Origin of the sequence: Xanthobacter flavus, assembly GCF_017875275.1 — a bacterium.
Lineage (GTDB): Bacteria > Pseudomonadota > Alphaproteobacteria > Rhizobiales > Xanthobacteraceae > Xanthobacter > Xanthobacter flavus_A.
Genome location: NZ_JAGGML010000001.1, coordinates 229,927 through 246,775 on the forward strand (window position 1 = coordinate 229,927; position 16,849 = coordinate 246,775).

Sequence of the window (16,849 nt, forward strand, 5' to 3'; positions counted from 1 at the left end):
GCCCCTCAGACCGACAGATGACCGGGGATGCGCAGATGGCGGCGCACCACATCGACGAAGAGCGGATCGCGCTTGGCGGCCCAGACGGCGGCGAGATGGCCCACGGCCCCGACCGCGAGCCCCACAAGCCAGAGCCTCAGCCCCAGCCCGACAGCACCGGCGAGGGTACCGTTGAAGATGGCGATTGCCCGCGGCGCGCCGCCGAGCAGGATCGGCTCGCTCAAGGCCCGATGGACCGGGACGGAGAAGCCCGGCACCCCGCCAATATCGCCCGGCATCAGACCAGCGCTCCGCCGCTGAAGGAGAAGAAGGAGAGGAAGAAGCTCGAAGCGGCGAAGGCGATGGAGAGGCCGAATACGATCTGGATCAGCCGCCGGAATCCGCCAGAGGTGTCGCCGAAGGCGAGCGCGAGGCCGGTGGAGATAATGACGATCACCGCGATGATCTTGGCGACTGGCCCCTGGATCGAATCCAGGATCGACTGCAGCGGCGTTTCCCACGGCATGGAGGAGCCGGAGGCGTGGGCCGCGGAGACAACACACACGCAGGCGGTGGCACCGGCCACGGCCTGCAGCAATCGGCGGTAGAATGGAGGGAGCGTGAAAGTCACAGGGAGGTTCCTTCTTCGGATGGAGCGGTGATGGGGATGACGCGGTAGTCGCCGTCGGGCCCGAGACCTTCGACGTGAGAGAGCTCGGAAAGGCGGGGCGCGGAGCCGCGGCCCGACAGCACGGCGATGAGGTCGATGGTCTCGGCGATCAGGGCCCGAGGTACGGTGACGACGGCTTCCTGGATGAGTTGCTCGAGACGCCTCAAGGCCCCGATGGCGCTGCCGGCGTGGATGGTGCCGATGCCCCCAGGGTGGCCTGTGCCCCAGGCCTTCAGGAGGTCAAGGGCTTCGGCACCTCGGACCTCGCCGATGGGGATGCGATCCGGCCGCAGGCGCAGCGATGAGCGGACGAGGTCCGAGAGCGAGGCGACGCCGTCCTTGGTGCGCATCGCTACAAGGTTGGGGGCTGCGCATTGGAGTTCTCGTGTGTCCTCGATGAGGACGACGCGTTCGGAGGTCTTGGTCACCTCGGCGAGCAGCGCGTTGGTGAGCGTGGTCTTGCCGGTGGAGGTGCCGCCGGCGACCAGGATGTTGGCGCGGGAGGCGACGCCATGGCGCAGGGCTTCGGCCTGCGGCGCAGACATGATGCCGGCGGCGACATAGTCGTCGAGCGTGAAGACGGCGGCGGCCGGTTTGCGGATGGCGAAGGTCGGGGAGGCCACGACGGGCGGGAGCAGGCCTTCGAACCGCTCTCCCGTTCCCGGCAGTTCGGCTGACACCCGCGGGGCGCCGGCATGGACCTCGGCGCCGATATGGTGCGCAACGAGGCGGACGATGCGTTCGCCATCGGCGGCGGCTAATCGCTCGCCTGTATCGCGAAGCCCCTCGGACAGCCGGTCGACCCACAGGCGCCCGTCCGGATTGAGCATGACCTCGACGACGGCCGGGTCTTCAAGAAGGCGGGTGATCATCGGGCCAAGCGCGGTGCGCAACATGCGTTCGCCGCGTGTCAGGCCTTCCGAACTGTGAGGTGAAGTCGCCATCTCATCCCCGCCCATGCCGGGGATGATTAAAAGAGCCGGAAATTGGGAGGTTTCAACAAGCCAATGCGGCCGTCGCGGTCTGGCGTGCAGATACTTAAGAACGGCGGGATGCTGCTATTGTACCTGAGGACCGAAGACTCGGAGCAGAGGACATCGCAGACGACGAGAGCGCAGCATGCTGCTGTTGGAGCCTAATCGGCATTCACGTGGAGCGGTTCAAAATGCCCCCCGCCAGTTTCTAGCCGGGGGTCGGAATTGACCTGTCGCACATGTCCGCTCGCAGGGATTCTGGTAAGTCATCCGGGTTGCTAAATGCTGCCCATTGTCTCCAATAGCCGGAACGCTTCGCGTAACATTGCAGGGAGCCTGGCTCGCGCATTCTCCAAGTTTATAGCAACCAATTCGCCTGGGCGAGGCGTGGACGTGAAGGTTGGCTGGCATCTAACGTATGATTATTGCACTTATAAATCATGAACTTGAATGAGATGGTCCCGTGCGATGGGGAAGATCGAACCGAAGAGAACGCTTAGAAATGTCGTCGATCTGGACTCGATGCAAACGATCTCGAGTGATCAGCTCTTGAGCCTGCATCCGGACGACTATCAGGTCATCCGGAGATCGGCGACCCGGGCACGTTTGGATCGAAAGTCCCGATATGTGTGCGGGCAATGCGGATATGCGGTCTATGCGCCGAGGGAAGGGCGTACCGGCCAGCCATACTGGAAGCATCATCCCGGCGCCCCTGAGGATTGTCCGTGGTGGACTGGCACCCCATTGGGAGTGGACGAAGTCAGTCGCAGGCAGTTTCAGGGTGCGCAGGAGAGCCCGCTCCAGGTCGCGATAAAAACCGTTGTCGGAGAACTGCTGCGTCTGGATATCCGCACCGCGCCCGACAGCGTGGTCATCGATGAATATTTAATCATGAAGGACGGGAAACGTCGTCCCGACATTCGAGCCATTTATGGCGGTGTACCACTTGTCGTGGAGGTGCAACTCGCGGCCACCCAGATTCCAATCATCGTTCAGCGCGAAGATTTCTACGATGAACTAGCCTATCGGCTATTGTGGCTGACGTGGAATTTCCAGCCTCCGTTGACTGAGGGGCGCCTTCTAAGTTCGTTCGAGGATATTTTCTACTCGCACAATAAGAATCTGTTTTCGATGGATGACGAGACCGTCAGTTTGTCGCGACAGATAGGCGAGGTAATCCTTCGAGTGTTTTGGAAAGGCGGCGACGGATGGCTTTCCAGGCTCGTCAAGCTGTCGGAGCTAAACTGGCTATCTAGCGGCCGGGCATTCGCGGTCGCGCCAGTGCCACACTGGAACGAGGATTTTCTCGTGAGATGGCGCGCGGCGACCGGCGGGCATGGAACCCAATGGCCCGAGCGCGGGGTGCTTCTTGCCGAACTCGCCGCCCAACTGACGTCCCCGGATATAGATAGCCGTGAGCTTAAGGACACTGACGATCTGATCAACTGCCTTCTTTCGTTGCTGGACGGCCGGCCAGTGGGATCTCAGCAGAAGAACATCGTCGAGTTGCTGAACACGTTCCTCGGTGTCGAGCCCCGGTATCGTTTCGCCCGCGTTGTCCGGCGGTTCGCCGAGCTTTGCGGACGACAAGAGGCACTCAGCACTAGGAGTGTCCAGACCAAACTTAGAACGGCGTTGGCAGCCCCTCAGGACGATCCGGCAAGTCTCACCGGCCGTATCGTGCTGAGGCTGTTTCCCGACATTTTTGCGCGACGCGCCATCGACGCGGACAACGCGTCGGCGTCTTGAACACAGCATGAATGGGAGAGCATATTGCCGGGACCATCAGAGAAGACGATCCGACGACTGTTCGCAATGTCGGGAAACATGTGCACATTTCCGGGATGCTCATCCCGAATATTCGAAGCGACGGGAACAGTGACCGGCGAGGTCTGCCATATTCGGGCTCAAAGCTCAGGTGGCCCTCGGTTTGATAGCACGCAGACAGAGGACGCACGGCACGCCTTCGCGAATTTGATCCTGCTATGCCGCCGGCACCATAAGATCATTGACGCGGAGCCCGGACTCTATTCGGTCGACACTTTGGAGGAGATCAAGACGATCCAGGAAGAACATCTCGGCCGCCCCAAGCAGGAAACGGATGGTTTCTTTGCCAAGGTTCTGCTTAATGCGATGTCGCGTATTGAGACCAGAAACAATACGGGCAATGTGGTCATCGGTAGCCTTGGCGCAATCGTGGCCGGAACCCTGAATTTCAAGGGTTCGGGAAAAGCTCCTAGGTTCCAGACCGCGGCCGGGACAATCGGTGCCGATCAGGAAGCAAGCCGATATGTCCAATATCTGATCAGGCAATACAATCAATTCGCCTCGGCCGACACCTCGCGGGCGACGAAATTCAACCATGCCGTGATTTCGAAGAATATCGAGTCCAGGTTCCGCTCCTCCTGGCGGGACACGGCGATGGAGAGGTTCGCCGAGGTCTGCGTGTATCTCCAGGAGCGGATCAGGAAGACTCGAGTCGCCAAGTCAAACTCGGTGAAAGGGCACCGATCATTCTCAACATTCGAAGATTACACACGAGAGACCAAGCGCGCGCCATAGGAGGGCTTTCCAAGCTTGGCTCTGACCTGAGCCCCAGAACCTCCTCCAGATTTGGGTAGAGTCCGTCGATCACGGAGACGGACGATGCGAGCCTCACGGTTCACAGAGGAGATGGGGTATTCGGTCCTGATCTCTTGAGCCGTTTGCGGCGTTCGGCGGCGAAGAGGACGATCGGGGCCTGAACCCAGCGCCGGGAGGTCCCCATGGTGTACGTCGGCCTTGATGTCTCTTTGAACTCCGTAGCCGTCTGTGTCATCGACCGGGAAGGTCAAATCCTGAAGGAGGCGAGCGTGGCGTCGGAGGCGTCCGCCATCTCGCAGTGTCTCCAGCCTTGGCGGGATCGGATTGCGAAGATTGGGCTTGAGGCTGGGCCGATGTCGGAATGGCTGACTGCGGGTTTGGCGGAGCTTGGTTTTCCCGCCATCAGCCTGGAGGCGCGGCAGGTGAAGGCGGCGTTGTCGGCAATGCCCGTCAAGACCGATCGGAACGACGCGCGCGGCATTGCCCAGGTGGTCAGGGCTGGTTGGTACAAGGTCGTGCACGTGAAGAGCATCGGCAGCCAGCACGCGCGAACGTTGGTGGCGGCGCGCAAGCACCTGATCCGCTCCATTGCCGCGTCGGAGCAGACACTTCGCGGATTGCTCCGTCCCTTCGGCTTGAAGGTCGGCATCGTGTCGCGGGCCGGATTTGCCTCTCGTGTCCGAGATCTGGTTGGCAACAACGCCATCCTGGCTGAGGTGATGGCTCCCCTATTGGCAGCCCGGGACGCACTGATGCAGGAGTACCAGCGCCTTCATCGCCTGGTCGTCCAGGCTGTCCGGAATGATCCGGTCTGCCGCCTGTTGACGACCATGCCCGGAATCGGGCCGGTTTCCGCTCTGACGTTCAGAGCAACGATCGATGCGCCCGAGCGTTTCGCCCGCTCCCGGTCCGTCGGGGCTTATCTCGGGCTCACACCTCGGCGGTATCAATCGGGCGAGATCGATCGGACCGGACGGATCACCAAAGTGGGCGACGGGGAGACGCGAACTGCGCTGTTCGAGGCCGCCAACGTCATCCTGCGACCGAGCACACGCTGGTCACCGATGAAGGCCTGGGCGGTGCGCATTGCTCAGCGTCAGGGAAGTAAGCGGGCGAAGGTCGCTCTGGCTCGCAAGATGGCGGTCGTTCTTCACAGCATGTGGCGGAACGGCACGGAATTCCGATGGACTGCGGCCGCGGCGTGATCGACCCGGCTGTGGTTCCCTGAACGCCCGTCGCGGGGCGCGGGATGATTGAGTTCGCATGATCTGTCGTCGCAGCCGCTGACGCGGCCGAGCACGCCGAAGAGCTTGAACCGGTCATTCCATCGAACACCATCATGTGGCGATCCTCGACCACGGACAGAAGCAAAGAACCCGCGACGTGCCATCATCGGGGTTGACGACACCGGACCGAATACAGAAACAGATCATCGGGATGCTGAAGGAGCAGGAGGCGGGCGCGAAGACCGCTGACGTCTGCCGCAAGCACGGCATCTCCTCGGCGACCTTTTACAAGTTCAAGGCCAAGTACGGCGGCATGGACGTGTCCGATGCCCGGCGGCTGAAGGCGCTTGAGGAGGAGAATACGCGGCTGAAGAAGCTGCTGGCCGAGCAAATGCTCGACAACGCGATCCTGAGGGATGTCAGCTCAAAAAATGGTGACGCCCGATGCGAGGCGCAAAGCCGTGGCTCATGCCTGTGCGGCGCACGGGGTGAGCCAGCGTCGGGCGTGCCAGGCGCTGGGCGTCGATCGCACCAGCGTGCGCTACCGAAGTGTGCGTCCCGACGATGCACCCCTGAGGGAGGCCATGCGGGCCGTGGCCGGCGAACGCCGCCGCTTCGGCTATAGGCGCATCCACATCATGCTGAGGCGCCAGGGCATCGTCATGAACCAGAAGAAGCTGCGCCGGCTGTATCGGGAAGAGAAGCTTCAGGTTCGCCGGCGTGGGGGACGCAAGCGAGCGCTCGGCACGAGGCGTCCCATCCTGGTGCCGGATCGGGTCAACGTCCGCTGGAGCCTCGATTTCGTGTCGGATGCCTTCACGGACGGTCGGCGCTTCCGGGTGCTGGCCGTCGTCGACGACTTCAGCCGGGAGTGTCTGGCGCTGGTGGCCGACACCTCGCTCTCGGGCCTTCGGGTGACGCGCGAGCTCGACGCGCTGCTCGCCATTCGAGGCAGGCCTGCAACCATCGTTTCCGACAACGGCACGGAGCTGACTTCGATGGCAATTCTCAAATGGTGCCAGCAGACCGGCGTCGAATGGCACTACATCGCTCCCGGCAAGCCCATGCAGAACGGCTTCGTCGAGAGCTTCAACGGCCGCTTCCGGGACGAATGCCTGAACGAGACCCTGTTCTCGAGCCTGGCGCAGGCCCGTGCCGCCATCGCCGCATGGAAGGAGGACTACAATATGAACAGGCCCCATTCCGCCCTCGGCCATCGATCCCCTGCCGAGTTCGCCGCAACAATCGCACTGGAAATCCAGGCCGCCTGAGGCCAAAAATGAAACCTAGGACTCTCTCCTAAGCCGGAGGAGAAAAGGGGCTCAGGTCAGCTCCTGTAACATAATACCGTATGGCTTTGGCGGATTCCGCGTAGTGGCGGGATAGCAAAGGGGCAGGAATATGTAGAACCATGCGGCCAGCTTCTGGCGCACTGTGCTCATAGTCGCGGTGTGGGAGCGGCCTTGTCCTCCGTGACCTCTTGAATGAGCTTCGGTCCCTTCGCGAGCCGCCGTCCCAGTGCCGCGACAAACGCTTCATACCGCTCCCCCGCTTTTGCCCTGGCTGCCTGGGCCGCGGGTTCGGGCAGGGCCGGCGTCGTGGTGAGCCAGAAACGGATGAACACGGCCAACGTCTCGACCGAGATGCCGACGTCGCGCTCCATCCGCGTCATCCGTCTGTCCAGTAGATCCAGGCGCTTGGCGATCGCGGCCTCGCGTCGTTCGGTGGCGTCCGGGGACAGGAACGACGCGATGGCAGCCTCGGCGACCAGCGACTGAGGCTGGTCCCGGCGCGCAGCGTAATCTGCGAGCAACGCCATGGTGTCCGGATCGAGATAGACAGTGATCTGCGCCTTCTTCTTGCGTGGGGCCATCGCCGTCACAGCTCCATGCCGTCGCGGGGGTCGAGCGAGACCTGACGTGCCACCCCCTGCATGACGCGCGTCATGCGGCTGTTTCGGGCGACGTCGTCCTCACCCTCGTCCGCGAGATCGATCTCGAACTCGTTTCGGGGTTGCGCAGGGGTCTCGACCGGCGCCACCCGCGCCAGCTCCGGCTGGCGCCGACGCTCTGACCCGGTGGTGTCATCATCGTCAGTCCCCTCAACCATGAGGCTCAGTTGCGAGGGCACCGGCAGCGGCAGGATCGTCCAGTCGTCGGCCCTCCGCTCCCTTGGTTCCGAAAACTCCGGCGGCGGGAGGATCCGCTCCTTGAACCGCTCATCCTCATAGTACCGCGCCTTCTTTGCCCGGATCGGGGGCGTGCCTGCGACCATGACGATCTCGTCGGAGGGCGGAAGCTGCATCACCTCGCCCGGCGTGAGGAGCGGGCGTGCCGTCTCCGAGCGCGACACCATGAGGTGACCGAGCCAGGGCGACAGCCGGTGGCCGGCATAGTTCTTCATGGCCTTCATCTCGGTGGCGGTGCCGAGGGCGTCGGAGACGCGCTTGGCGGTGCGCTCGTCATTGGTGGCAAAGCTCACCCGCACATGGCAGTTGTCGAGGATGGAGTTGTTCGGGCCATAGGCCTTCTCGATCTGGTTCAGCGACTGAGCGATCAGGAAGCTCTTGAGCTCGTAGCCCGCCATGAACGCGAGGGCGCTCTCGAAGAAGTCGAGCCGCCCCAGCGCCGGAAACTCGTCCAGCATCAGGAGGAGCCTGTGGCGACCGGCTTTGGCCTGAAGGTCCTCGGTGAGGCGGCGCCCGACCTGGTTGAGGATCAGGCGAATGAGCGGCTTGGTGCGGTTGATGTCCGAGGGCGGCACGACGAGATAAAGGGTGGTCGGCTGCCGGCGTGCTACGAGGTCGGTGATGCGCCAGTCGCAGCGCCGGGTCACCTCGGCGACCACGGGATCGCGGTAGAGCCCGAGGAAGGACATGGCGGTGGAGAGCACGCCGGAGCGCTCATTCTCGGACTTGTTGAGAAGCTCCCGTGCCGCGCTGGCGATCACCGGATGGGGACCCGCCTCGCCGAGGTGCGGCGTCGTCATCATGGCGGCGAGCGTCGCCTCGATGGGGCGCCTGGGGTCGGAGAGGAAGACGGCGACGCCGGCGAGGGTCTTGTCGCGCTCGGCATAGAGCACATGGAGAATGGCGCCGACGAGCAGAGCGTGGCTGGTCTTTTCCCAGTGGTTGCGCTTTTCCAGTGAGCCCTCGGGGTCCACCAGGATATCGGCGATGTTCTGGACGTCGCGGACCTCCCACTCCCCGCGACGAACCTCCAGCAGCGGATTGTAAGCGGCCGATTTCACATTGGTGGGGTCGAACAGCAACACGCGCCCGTGCCGTGCCCGGAAGCCGGCGGTGAGCTGCCAGTTCTCGCCCTTGATGTCGTGGACGATGGCAGAGCCTGGCCAGGTGAGGAGCGATGGGACGACGAGGCCCACGCCCTTGCCCGACCGGGTGGGCGCGAAGCACAGGACGTGCTCGGGCCCGTCATGGCGCAGATAGTCCCCTCCATGGCGGCCGAGCACTACCCCGTCGGATCCGAGAAGACCGGCTGAACGGATCTCGTCCGGCTCGGCCCAGCGGGCGGAACCGTAGGTCTCGACCCGCTTCGCCTCCCGGGCCCGCCAGACCGACAGGCCGATGGCGATCGCAATGGACAGGAACCCGCCCGAGGCCGCGATGAAGGCGCCTTCTGTGAAAATCTCCGGCGCATAGGCATCGTAGAAATACCACCACCAGAAGAAGGCCGGCGGGTGATAGACGGGCCAGTACCCCAGCACGAACCAGGGTGAGCCGAGTTGGTCCTGGAAGCCCAGCCGCCAGGCGACATATTCCGTCGCCCCCCAGGTGGTGGCGAGCACGATGGAGAAGACTGCGAGGATCTGGCCCCAGAGGATCTTGGTCGCGGACATCCGGCGGTCCTTTTGCGCTTGAGGTCAGAGGCCGAGGCCGCGCTTGCGGCCGAAGGACCAGTCGATGCCACCATCGGACCGGGCGACACCGGAGACGTGCTTGCCGAGCTGCTTCTCGAGCGAGGGCGTCCAGGGCACGAGCTGGAAGCCGAGGCCGTCGTCGATCATGGCGAAGCGGCCTGAGGCCAGGGCGAAGCGCTGGCGATAGGTGCCGGTGACGTACTCACCAGTCCCGGCACGTTTGAAAGGCTGCCCGTTCCCGGCGGCGAGCCGCTCGCCCAGTGCGCTTATCTCCTGCCGGCGCAACGTCTCGATGAGGTCGCGAGCGAAGACGATGTGTTGGCCCTGACGCTGGGCGAGGCCTTCGGCGACCAGATGTACGGCACGGCGGTCCATGGCATCCCGCACATCGCCGCCGAAGCCGTTGTCGGAGAGGGAGGCGGGCTCGCGGGCGAGCGCCTGCCGGTCGAGCCAGGTCGCGCCCGCCGCCGTGACCTGTCGCTCGATGTCGAGGTCCGAGCGGACCGCGAGCGCGGCCCGTTGTTGGCCGTGGGCATCCTCGAACCTCCTCAGCTCGACGATGGAGCCGGGAGCGCCATCGCCTGCCGCATCGAGGTCGGGCAGCCTGATGTGGTGGGTGCGCCCGTCGACGCCGTCGACCACGGCATAGGCCGTGCCCTTCAGCTCGTCGTCGAGGCCGCGGTCGACCAGGCGGCCGATGATGGGTGCATCGAGGTGCTCACCAGAAAGCACATAGCTTGCGGTACCGCGCTCGATGCCCTGCGAGGTCAGAGCCCGGTGCATACGCTTGATGATGTCGCCGCGCTCGCCCAGCGCGCGGAGCGTGGCCTCGGCCTTCTCGTCGATCACCCACTGGCCGGGGCCGACCTGATCGGCGAGTCCGATGGTTTCGAGCTTGCGCAGTCGTCCGACCTTCAGGGCATGGAACGCGTCCGGCTGGCGATCGGCATGGGGCGCGACGTCGATCACGCCGGTCTCGTGCTGGTCCCGGACCAGTTGACGGTCGAGCTGCGTCCACCTCTCCGCCTCCACTTGCCGCTCGATGGCGCGGCGGATGTCGAGGTCGGTGTGCGGCCCCAGCTCCTGGGTGACCAGATCCTGTGCGCGGGCGCGCATGCCCTCCTTGATGTAATCGCGGGAGATGACGAGGTCCTGGCCGTCGTCGGTCTGGCCACGCACCAGGATGTGCAGGTGGGGGTTGTCCGTGTTCCAGTGGTCGACGCCGACCCAATCCAGCTTCGTGCCGAGGTCCGTCTCCATCTGGCCCACGAGGTCGCGGGCGAAGGACCTCAGGTCGGCCATATCCGCCGCGTCCTCGGGCGACACGATCAAGCGGAAATGGTGCCGGTCGTCAGCGCATCGCTCCGCAAAGGCGCGGCCATCTTCCTCCTCGGCGCCCGGCCCGAACAGGCGGGCCTTCTCCCCGTCCTGGGTCGCGCCCTCCCGGCGCAGGTAGGAGAGATGCGCGATCAGCGGTGTGGCGCGGGCGGTGTGGCGCACCACGCGGGTCTTGATGACGACGACGCGCGAGCGACCCGTGAGCAGGCGGTTGGCCTGGATGCTCGCCGTCCGCCCGCGGCCGAAGTGCGAGCGGGTGCCGGAGGTGAGGCGGCCGGATCGGGAGACGTGGCCACCGGCCTTCTGGGCCGCGGCGAGGGCCTGGGCGATGAAGGGACGGGCCCTCTGGGCACGGGACGAGCGGATGCGGCCGGGCCGGACGCGGAATTCCCGGTCATCGGTCATGACGCGCCCCTGCAAGGTGGGGGAAGGCCAACAGGATCAGTGACTTGAGTACTCGATGCACATTGTCGAGCAGCAGCGCAATGTGCGTTTGGCTCAAAATTCCCAAGCAAAAACAACCGCCCGACCTCAGCGCACCTTGCGCCCTTTTATCTCGCCCTCCTAATCGGTCGTATTTCCACTGCTCTTGCGGACATCGTCGTTCATCCTTCCCGATGCGAGAATATACTATGCTGTTCGCCACGGCACGCCTCCGCTCGCGGGCTTCGAGTTCCGATGCGCCTTGCACTCCTCCGCGCTCTGCGACGGGGTGTTCCGGCTGCACGTCGGCAGCGCTCGAACCGTCGCGGCGCACTTTTCCATCGGATTGACGGAGCATCGTCACAGGCAATCGAGCGCGGTCCGGCCGTCTTCCGATCGGCACAGCCGCAGGCAAGATAACGTGCGTTCCGTCGGTCCTGGTCTGCATCGGTCCTCATCCGCCGAGGGCGGATCTCCATGTTCAGAATGGCGTCCGTCAGTTGCGGGCGCGCTGCATGTCTCGTGTCAGCAAGTTGCTCATCGGTGGGCTCCCAGGAGCTTGCGATCCTTGGTGTGCGCCCGCTGCGCGGCGTCGGCAGTGCTCGCTGCCGGATCGCCGAGATAGAAGGTGCCGTCGCTCCACATGGCGTGCATGATGACGGCCAGTTTGCGGGCCACGGCGACGCACGCCTTGCGATGGCAGGAGCGCTTGGCGATCTCCTGGCCCCAGGCCTTCACCTTGTCCTTGCCCTTGAAGCGGGTCAGCAGTCCCGATGCCGCCTCGTAGAGCGCGCGGCGCACATCAGAGTCCCCAGCCTTTGAGATACGCCCCTGCACGTCGATCGATGTGCCCGACTGCCATCGCCTGGACGTCAGCCCGAAATAGGCGGCAACGTCGCGCGAGCGGCGGAAGCGGGACGGGTCGTCGATCGCCGTCATGAAGCTGAGCGCCGTCACCGGCCCGACGCCTGGGATCGCCATGAAGCGCCGGCACAGCTCGCTTTGCGCCACCAGCTTCACGACGAGATCGTGCAGCCGGCAATACTCCTTCCACAGCGCGGCGCGCGCCGACAGCATGGCGTCCATGAGCTCGCAGGACAGCGGATCGTCGGCCACCGCCTCCCGCACCGCCTGGTCGAACTTGCCGCGCGAGGTGCCACCGAGCTTGATCCCGAAGCTCTTCAGCGAGTGGCGGATGGCGTTCTCGAGATCGAGGAACTTGCGCTTCAGGTTGCGTCGATGCGTCAGCAGCAGGCGCATCCGGTAGCAGCTTTCCGTCTTCACGTGCGCCTGGCGGAACCAGCCTGTGCGCATGATGTGGGCGATCCCGAGGGCGTCCGCTGCGTCGGTCTTGTTGCGCTGGGCCGACATCGCGGCCCGCACATGCTGCGTCTCCAGGCAGATCGCCGGCAGGCCGAGCTTCTTGAGCTCGGGATGGAGCCAGGGCGACAGCGAGCCGGCCTCGTGGCCGACACGCTTCAATCGCCCAACGAAGGGCTTCAGCACCGCCAGCAACGCCTCCGGCTCGGTCGCCACCTTCACCGTCAGATGTACTTCACCGCGATCATCGACGACGCACACCGCCGTCTCCTCGATGGCCACGTCCAGCCCGCAAAAGAAGTCCATCACCCGCCTCCTGCGTTGCGTAACGCGGGAGATTTTACCGGGCGGCGAAGCTGTTGGTGGCGCGCTCTTCGGCGGGGAACCGTCCTGCCGATTACGGGCGGCAATCGGACGGTTGTGTCCTGCGTCTCCCATCCCGCCCCTCGCCTGAACACGAGAGGCCCCGCCAATCTGCGAATGAGCCCGGTCGTGGTCATTGCACGCCTCCAGAGCCGCCACGGGCGACGAACAGGCCAGCAGACTGCGGAACGATGGCCGAGATATCGCGCACGTCAGGTGTCGGCTGAGCATGATCCGTTGACATTGGATCTGCCGCTGACGTGCGCACTGGCTGCACGGCGAAGATCGGAGCTTGAGCCCAGGAGGGTGTCTCGACCGCCGGCGGAGAGGGTGATTTCGGCGCGGAAGGTTCGGCTTCGCCGCGCGCGATGTCCGGCGCCAACTTGTCGACGTAAGCGCGCGTCTCCGGGGGCAGCGGGCGTCCCTTCCGAGAGGCCTCGTAGCGGCCCGGCCCCGCATTGTAGGCGGCGAGGAAGCCAGGATTGCCGTAGCGATCGAACAACTCCCGCAGGTAGGCCGCACCCGCCATGATGTTGTCGTGCGGGTCGTAGGGGTCGTCGCCGAGGCCATAGTGGACACGCAGTTCAGCCCAGGTCTGCGGCATGATCTGCATCAGCCCCATGGCGCCTTTTGGCGAGGTAGAGCGCGCGTCGCCGTCGCTTTCGGCGCGCATGACGGCCCGGATCCAGGCTGCGGGAATGTCGAAACGCTCCACCGCTTCCGCGATGAAGTCGGCGTAGCGATCGCTTGACGACGGCGGGTTTTGTGGCCCTCGTGTTTCCGCCGCCATGGCTGTCATTGACCAGCCGCAGAGCACTCCGGAAAGGAGAAGAAGGACCAGCGCACGAGGGCAAATGAGCACGCGCATCGGTCCGCACGCGCCATCACAGGCGCGCAAAAACAGTCTCGTCCGCGGCATGACGGCCTCTCGACGTGTGATGAAGGTGAAGATGGTCGGTCGCCCTCAGCGCGTCGGCGCACGCCAGACGAAGTGCCCATCGCCGGCCTCATCGGTGTAGAGCGGCACGGCGCGGCCGATCACGGTGCTGGCGGGCAGTGGCCCGAAATACCGCCCATCGAGACTGTCGGGCACATCGAAGTTCATGAGGAAGAGCTCGCCGTGGGCGATGCGACGGCATCCGCGCCAGACCGGCAGGGGACGTCCCATGCGGTCGCGCTCCAGCGCCTCACCGTAAGCCACGCCATCGACGGTGATGGTGCCGTCTTTGCGGCAGACCTCCTGCCCGGGAAGCGCCGCCACGCGCTTCATCAATGGGACGCCGGCGCCCACATAGGCGCGCTCCACCAGGAAGCGGGCGAGCGCTGCCGGCGGCGTGATGGCGAGGAGGTCCATGACATCGAGCCTGCGCGCGGGCTCGATTTCGTAGAGCCCGACGGGCGCGCTGGCGGAGACGTTCCACACCAGCTTGAGCGGTGTCGGAACAAAGGCGGCCGCCGCCGCCCCCATCACCGAGAAATACGTCACCATGACATAGCCGAAGCGGGTCATTCTTCGCACTCCCGCCGCTTGAGCCACGCGTGATGGCGCTCAGTCGTGTAGGCGCGGGGCATGTGGCCGGCGATCAGGCGGTTGTGGACGTGCCGCCAGTGGTCGGGGGCGACATCCGCGCCGTTGACGCCGATGGCCTCGACGGCATCCACGTGCTGGAGCACTTTCTCGACCTTCGGCCAGCCGTCGGCGCGCAGCAGGATCTCTCCGCCGGGACGCACGAAGGGCAGCGTCTGGTAGGCCTCGCCGGGTGCGACGGCGCGCACGATGTCGATGCGCGACACCACGGTGCCGAAGTCGTTTGCAGCCCAGCGGACGAAGGCGAAGATGGAGTTCGGCGCAAACGATACGATGCGGCGGCTACGGTCGAGAGTTTGTGCCTGCGCAGGCCGGCCGAAGCGGATCCAGTTCTCGATCCGCTTCTCGATCCAGGTCAGCTCCACATGGGTGAGCGGGTCTGGGGTCGGCGCGGCGGGTGATGGGGCGATGGGTTTGGGAACAGAGGATGGCACCGGCGGGCTCATCATGAGGCCTCTCCTGATGTCGGGGGAAATTCTCGGGCGAGGAGATCGCGGAGCATGTCCGCGACGGTCTGGCCGCGACCGAAGGCGGCGATCTTGATGCGCCCGCGCAGGTCGGGCGTGACGTCGATGGTGAGCCGCGCGGTAAAGCCGCCGGTGACGTCATTTGACGTCTTCGCCTCCGCAGCCTTGATCCACTGCTCCGGATCAGCCGGCCGCGCGGCGAAGCCCTTGCGGGTCGGCGGTGCGCTCATGGTAGGCGTCCATAACCGGCGAGACCGACGATCTCCGCCGCCAGCGCCGTGATCTCGCGCGCAGCCGGGCCACGTTCGTCCAGCTCGCTGACGAGCCGCCCGGACTGTGCCGACATGGCGAAGGCGACGCGCTGGCCAATGGTGGTCGCGAGCACGGGCGGATCGTGATCCGCCAGCGTCTCGGCCGTCTCACGGGCGAGCACGGTGCGGGCACCGCAGCGGTTCAGCACGAACCGCGCAGCAAGCGCCGGTCGGTAAATGCGCGCCTCATTGAGGAGCGCGAGCATCTCCGCGGAGGCCCAGCCATCGAGCGGCGATGGCTGCGCCGGGATCAGCACGAGGTCGGCGGCGAGGAGCGCCGAGCGCATGAGGCCGGCGACGCGGGGCGGCCCGTCGATGACCACATGGTCGGCATCCCGCGCCAGCTCGGGGGCCTCCCGGTGCAGCGTGTCACGGGCGAGGCCGACGACGCCGAACAGGCGCGGCAAGCCCTCGCGGCTGCGCTGCTGCGACCAGTCGAGGGCCGAGCCCTGAGGGTCCGCATCGATGAGGGTCACGCGCCGGCCGCGGCTCGCCCAGGCGCCGGCAAGGTGCAGGGCAAGCGTCGTCTTGCCGACTCCGCCCTTCTGATTGAGCAGCGCGACGATCATCGACGGCCTCCCGATGCGTTCGCGGGAGGCAGATCGGCTACGGGAAGAGGTTCTGGCGCCTGAAATCCGTCTTTACGGAAAGACGGAAGACCCTCATCCTTAGAGGTGCGCAGATGGGCAGCTTTTTGGGCCGGCTGAGCGCGGTTATCCACATCGCCCGCGCGCCTTTTAAAGTTAGACTCTATGTTAGAGTCTAAGTTAAGAGCGCGATTTTGCGTTTTCGGGCTTAGGGTTAACCCCTGTTTCGGTTCCTGAAAGCACGAGGGGCCGGTTCCTGATGGCACGTGGCACCGGGTTCCCGATGGCACGAAGGGATTCACAGGTTGTCCACAGGCCGGCTCGAAGGCGAGCAGCGTGCGCGCACCCGCGTCACACTCCAGAAACAGGGTGTAGCCGGGCAGCGGCTGGCGGCGGATGATGTCCCGCAGCTCGAAGGCGAAGCGCTTGAACGGCGAGAGGCTACCGGACTTGAGGTGCAGGTGGCGGAAGTCGAAGCGCCAGCCGTTGTGCTGGCGGCCGCCGTGCTTGCGCACCAGCCGGTAGAGCCAGCGGTCGAGCCCGCCCGTCAGGTCGAAATAGGCCCGGTCGATGGTGAGAACGAGGGCATCTTCGAGAATGGCGCAATAGAACCAGTCAGGAACGATGAGCTCGATTCCCGCGGGTCTGCCATCCCGGTCGGTGCGCTCCTTCCACTCGTTGATCCAGGAGAAGCGATGGCGCCGTCCCTCGGCCCGCTGGCGGATCGAGGTGGACACGGTTGTGGATTGCAGCCGGTCGAGCGCCGCCTTCAGGCGCTGGTAGTCCCGCAGCGAGGTGCCGCGCCCCACGAACCTGAGGATCTCATAGGGGGTGGCGACCATGAAGCGCGACGTGCGCAGGCCAGCGTCGCGGGCCTCCACGATCTGGCTCGCCGCCCAGATCAGGATGTCGGCGTCCCAGATGGTCGCCATGCCGTGGTCAGGCACGGCCTCGACCCGGATGGAGACATCGCCGGCGGCAAAATCGATGGGCGCGATACGATGGGTCTTGGAGAGGGAGAAGAAGGGATAGGCCATGAGATCCTGCGCATCCCGTGGCGCGAACGCGCCGGGAAGCGCGCGGAACAGATCGAGCTGTCCGCGCTCCGGCTGGGAGCGATGCCGCGCCGCCATGGAGAAGG

At 65.1% G+C, this 16,849-nt stretch carries 16 protein-coding genes and 1 pseudogene; 4 read left to right on the forward strand and 13 right to left on the reverse strand.

Annotation, left to right across the window (positions count from 1 at the left end; genetic code table 11):
• Positions 1-5 precede the first annotated feature (5 nt).
• The 3 genes from J2126_RS01120 to trbB are packed head-to-tail and all read right to left on the reverse strand — an operon-like array spanning position 6 to position 1,593.
• On the reverse strand, positions 6-278 hold the full coding sequence (locus tag J2126_RS01120; protein ID WP_012115969.1) for a VirB3 family type IV secretion system protein: 273 nt from the start codon (positions 276-278) through the stop codon (positions 6-8).
• Positions 278-577 (reverse strand): TrbC/VirB2 family protein, encoded by a 300-nt coding sequence (locus J2126_RS01125; protein ID WP_041577517.1) that lies wholly within the window; start codon positions 575-577, stop codon positions 278-280. Before J2126_RS01125 ends, J2126_RS01120 begins: the two co-directional genes overlap by 1 nt.
• A gap of 29 nt (positions 578-606) precedes the next feature.
• Entirely contained in the window at positions 607-1,593 is a 987-nt protein-coding gene (trbB, locus tag J2126_RS01130; protein ID WP_149577673.1) for a P-type conjugative transfer ATPase TrbB, read from the reverse strand.
• 498 nt (positions 1,594-2,091) lie between these two features.
• Here trbB and J2126_RS01135 point away from each other — a divergent pair, with 498 nt between their 5' ends.
• From J2126_RS01135 to J2126_RS01150, 4 genes and pseudogenes are all read left to right on the forward strand, one after another.
• Positions 2,092-3,372: a DUF6035 family protein gene (locus J2126_RS01135; RefSeq protein WP_245327172.1), complete on the forward strand. Its 1,281-nt coding sequence runs from the start codon at positions 2,092-2,094 to the stop codon at positions 3,370-3,372.
• A gap of 129 nt (positions 3,373-3,501) precedes the next feature.
• Positions 3,502-4,185 carry an HNH endonuclease signature motif containing protein gene (locus J2126_RS01140; RefSeq protein ID WP_232847564.1) on the forward strand — a complete coding sequence of 228 codons (684 nt, stop codon included), beginning with the start codon at positions 3,502-3,504 and terminating at the stop codon, positions 4,183-4,185.
• 203 nt (positions 4,186-4,388) lie between these two features.
• On the forward strand, positions 4,389-5,411 hold the full coding sequence (locus tag J2126_RS01145) for an IS110 family transposase (protein ID WP_209483277.1): 1,023 nt from the start codon (positions 4,389-4,391) through the stop codon (positions 5,409-5,411).
• Positions 5,412-5,643: 232 nt separating this feature from the next.
• A pseudogene (locus tag J2126_RS01150) lies at positions 5,644-6,703 on the forward strand (IS3 family transposase).
• Positions 6,704-6,870: 167 nt separating this feature from the next.
• Here the strand turns inward: J2126_RS01150 and J2126_RS01155 are convergent.
• From J2126_RS01155 to J2126_RS01200, 10 genes are all read right to left on the reverse strand, one after another.
• On the reverse strand, positions 6,871-7,305 hold the full coding sequence (locus J2126_RS01155) for a CopG family transcriptional regulator (RefSeq protein WP_149578520.1): 435 nt from the start codon (positions 7,303-7,305) through the stop codon (positions 6,871-6,873).
• A gap of 5 nt (positions 7,306-7,310) precedes the next feature.
• The gene (locus J2126_RS01160) at positions 7,311-9,290 is read right to left on the reverse strand and encodes a conjugal transfer protein TraG (protein WP_149578521.1); all 1,980 of its coding nucleotides are present in this window, start codon (positions 9,288-9,290) and stop codon (positions 7,311-7,313) included.
• Positions 9,291-9,314: 24 nt separating this feature from the next.
• A complete protein-coding gene (locus J2126_RS01165) occupies positions 9,315-11,054 on the reverse strand; it encodes a relaxase/mobilization nuclease domain-containing protein (RefSeq protein ID WP_149578522.1) in 1,740 nt (579 codons plus the stop codon).
• Between the two features lie 555 nt (positions 11,055-11,609).
• On the reverse strand, positions 11,610-12,698 hold the full coding sequence (locus tag J2126_RS01170) for an IS110 family transposase (protein WP_012112611.1): 1,089 nt from the start codon (positions 12,696-12,698) through the stop codon (positions 11,610-11,612).
• A 190-nt stretch (positions 12,699-12,888) separates the two neighbouring features.
• Positions 12,889-13,623 carry a lytic transglycosylase domain-containing protein gene (locus J2126_RS01175; RefSeq protein ID WP_149578529.1) on the reverse strand — a complete coding sequence of 245 codons (735 nt, stop codon included), beginning with the start codon at positions 13,621-13,623 and terminating at the stop codon, positions 12,889-12,891.
• 96 nt (positions 13,624-13,719) lie between these two features.
• Positions 13,720-14,265 carry a S26 family signal peptidase gene (locus J2126_RS01180; protein WP_149578523.1) on the reverse strand — a complete coding sequence of 182 codons (546 nt, stop codon included), beginning with the start codon at positions 14,263-14,265 and terminating at the stop codon, positions 13,720-13,722.
• On the reverse strand, positions 14,262-14,792 hold the full coding sequence (locus J2126_RS01185) for a DUF2840 domain-containing protein (protein WP_373878253.1): 531 nt from the start codon (positions 14,790-14,792) through the stop codon (positions 14,262-14,264). Before J2126_RS01185 ends, J2126_RS01180 begins: the two co-directional genes overlap by 4 nt.
• Positions 14,789-15,040, reverse strand: coding sequence for a hypothetical protein (locus J2126_RS01190; RefSeq protein WP_149578524.1), 252 nt, complete (start codon positions 15,038-15,040; stop codon positions 14,789-14,791). The genes J2126_RS01185 and J2126_RS01190 overlap by 4 nt, the downstream gene beginning before the upstream one ends.
• Complete coding sequence (gene parA / locus J2126_RS01195) at positions 15,037-15,690, reverse strand: ParA family partition ATPase (RefSeq protein WP_149578525.1); 654 nt, start codon at positions 15,688-15,690, stop codon at positions 15,037-15,039. Before parA ends, J2126_RS01190 begins: the two co-directional genes overlap by 4 nt.
• The gene (locus J2126_RS01200; protein ID WP_149578526.1) at positions 15,687-16,841 is read right to left on the reverse strand and encodes a replication initiator protein A; all 1,155 of its coding nucleotides are present in this window, start codon (positions 16,839-16,841) and stop codon (positions 15,687-15,689) included. The genes parA and J2126_RS01200 overlap by 4 nt, the downstream gene beginning before the upstream one ends.
• Between the last annotated feature and the right edge of the window lie 8 nt (positions 16,842-16,849).

What these genes read in the sequence shown, in the direction of transcription:
- J2126_RS01120 (WP_012115969.1), bottom strand. Translation starts at nt 278, where the DNA reads ATGCCGGGCGATATTGGCGGGGTGCCGGGCTTCTCCGTCCCGGTCCAT.
- trbB (WP_149577673.1), bottom strand. Translation starts at nt 1,593, where the DNA reads ATGGCGACTTCACCTCACAGTTCGGAAGGCCTGACACGCGGCGAACGC.
- J2126_RS01135 (WP_245327172.1), top strand. Translation starts at nt 2,092, where the DNA reads ATGGGGAAGATCGAACCGAAGAGAACGCTTAGAAATGTCGTCGATCTG.
- J2126_RS01145 (WP_209483277.1), top strand. Translation starts at nt 4,389, where the DNA reads ATGGTGTACGTCGGCCTTGATGTCTCTTTGAACTCCGTAGCCGTCTGT.
- J2126_RS01155 (WP_149578520.1), bottom strand. Translation starts at nt 7,305, where the DNA reads ATGGCCCCACGCAAGAAGAAGGCGCAGATCACTGTCTATCTCGATCCG.
- J2126_RS01160 (WP_149578521.1), bottom strand. Translation starts at nt 9,290, where the DNA reads ATGTCCGCGACCAAGATCCTCTGGGGCCAGATCCTCGCAGTCTTCTCC.
- J2126_RS01165 (WP_149578522.1), bottom strand. Translation starts at nt 11,054, where the DNA reads ATGACCGATGACCGGGAATTCCGCGTCCGGCCCGGCCGCATCCGCTCG.
- J2126_RS01170 (WP_012112611.1), bottom strand. Translation starts at nt 12,698, where the DNA reads ATGGACTTCTTTTGCGGGCTGGACGTGGCCATCGAGGAGACGGCGGTG.
- J2126_RS01175 (WP_149578529.1), bottom strand. Translation starts at nt 13,623, where the DNA reads ATGCGCGTGCTCATTTGCCCTCGTGCGCTGGTCCTTCTTCTCCTTTCC.
- J2126_RS01180 (WP_149578523.1), bottom strand. Translation starts at nt 14,265, where the DNA reads ATGACCCGCTTCGGCTATGTCATGGTGACGTATTTCTCGGTGATGGGG.
- J2126_RS01185 (WP_373878253.1), bottom strand. Translation starts at nt 14,792, where the DNA reads ATGATGAGCCCGCCGGTGCCATCCTCTGTTCCCAAACCCATCGCCCCA.
- J2126_RS01190 (WP_149578524.1), bottom strand. Translation starts at nt 15,040, where the DNA reads ATGAGCGCACCGCCGACCCGCAAGGGCTTCGCCGCGCGGCCGGCTGAT.
- parA (WP_149578525.1), bottom strand. Translation starts at nt 15,690, where the DNA reads ATGATCGTCGCGCTGCTCAATCAGAAGGGCGGAGTCGGCAAGACGACG.
- J2126_RS01200 (WP_149578526.1), bottom strand. Translation starts at nt 16,841, where the DNA reads ATGGCGGCGCGGCATCGCTCCCAGCCGGAGCGCGGACAGCTCGATCTG.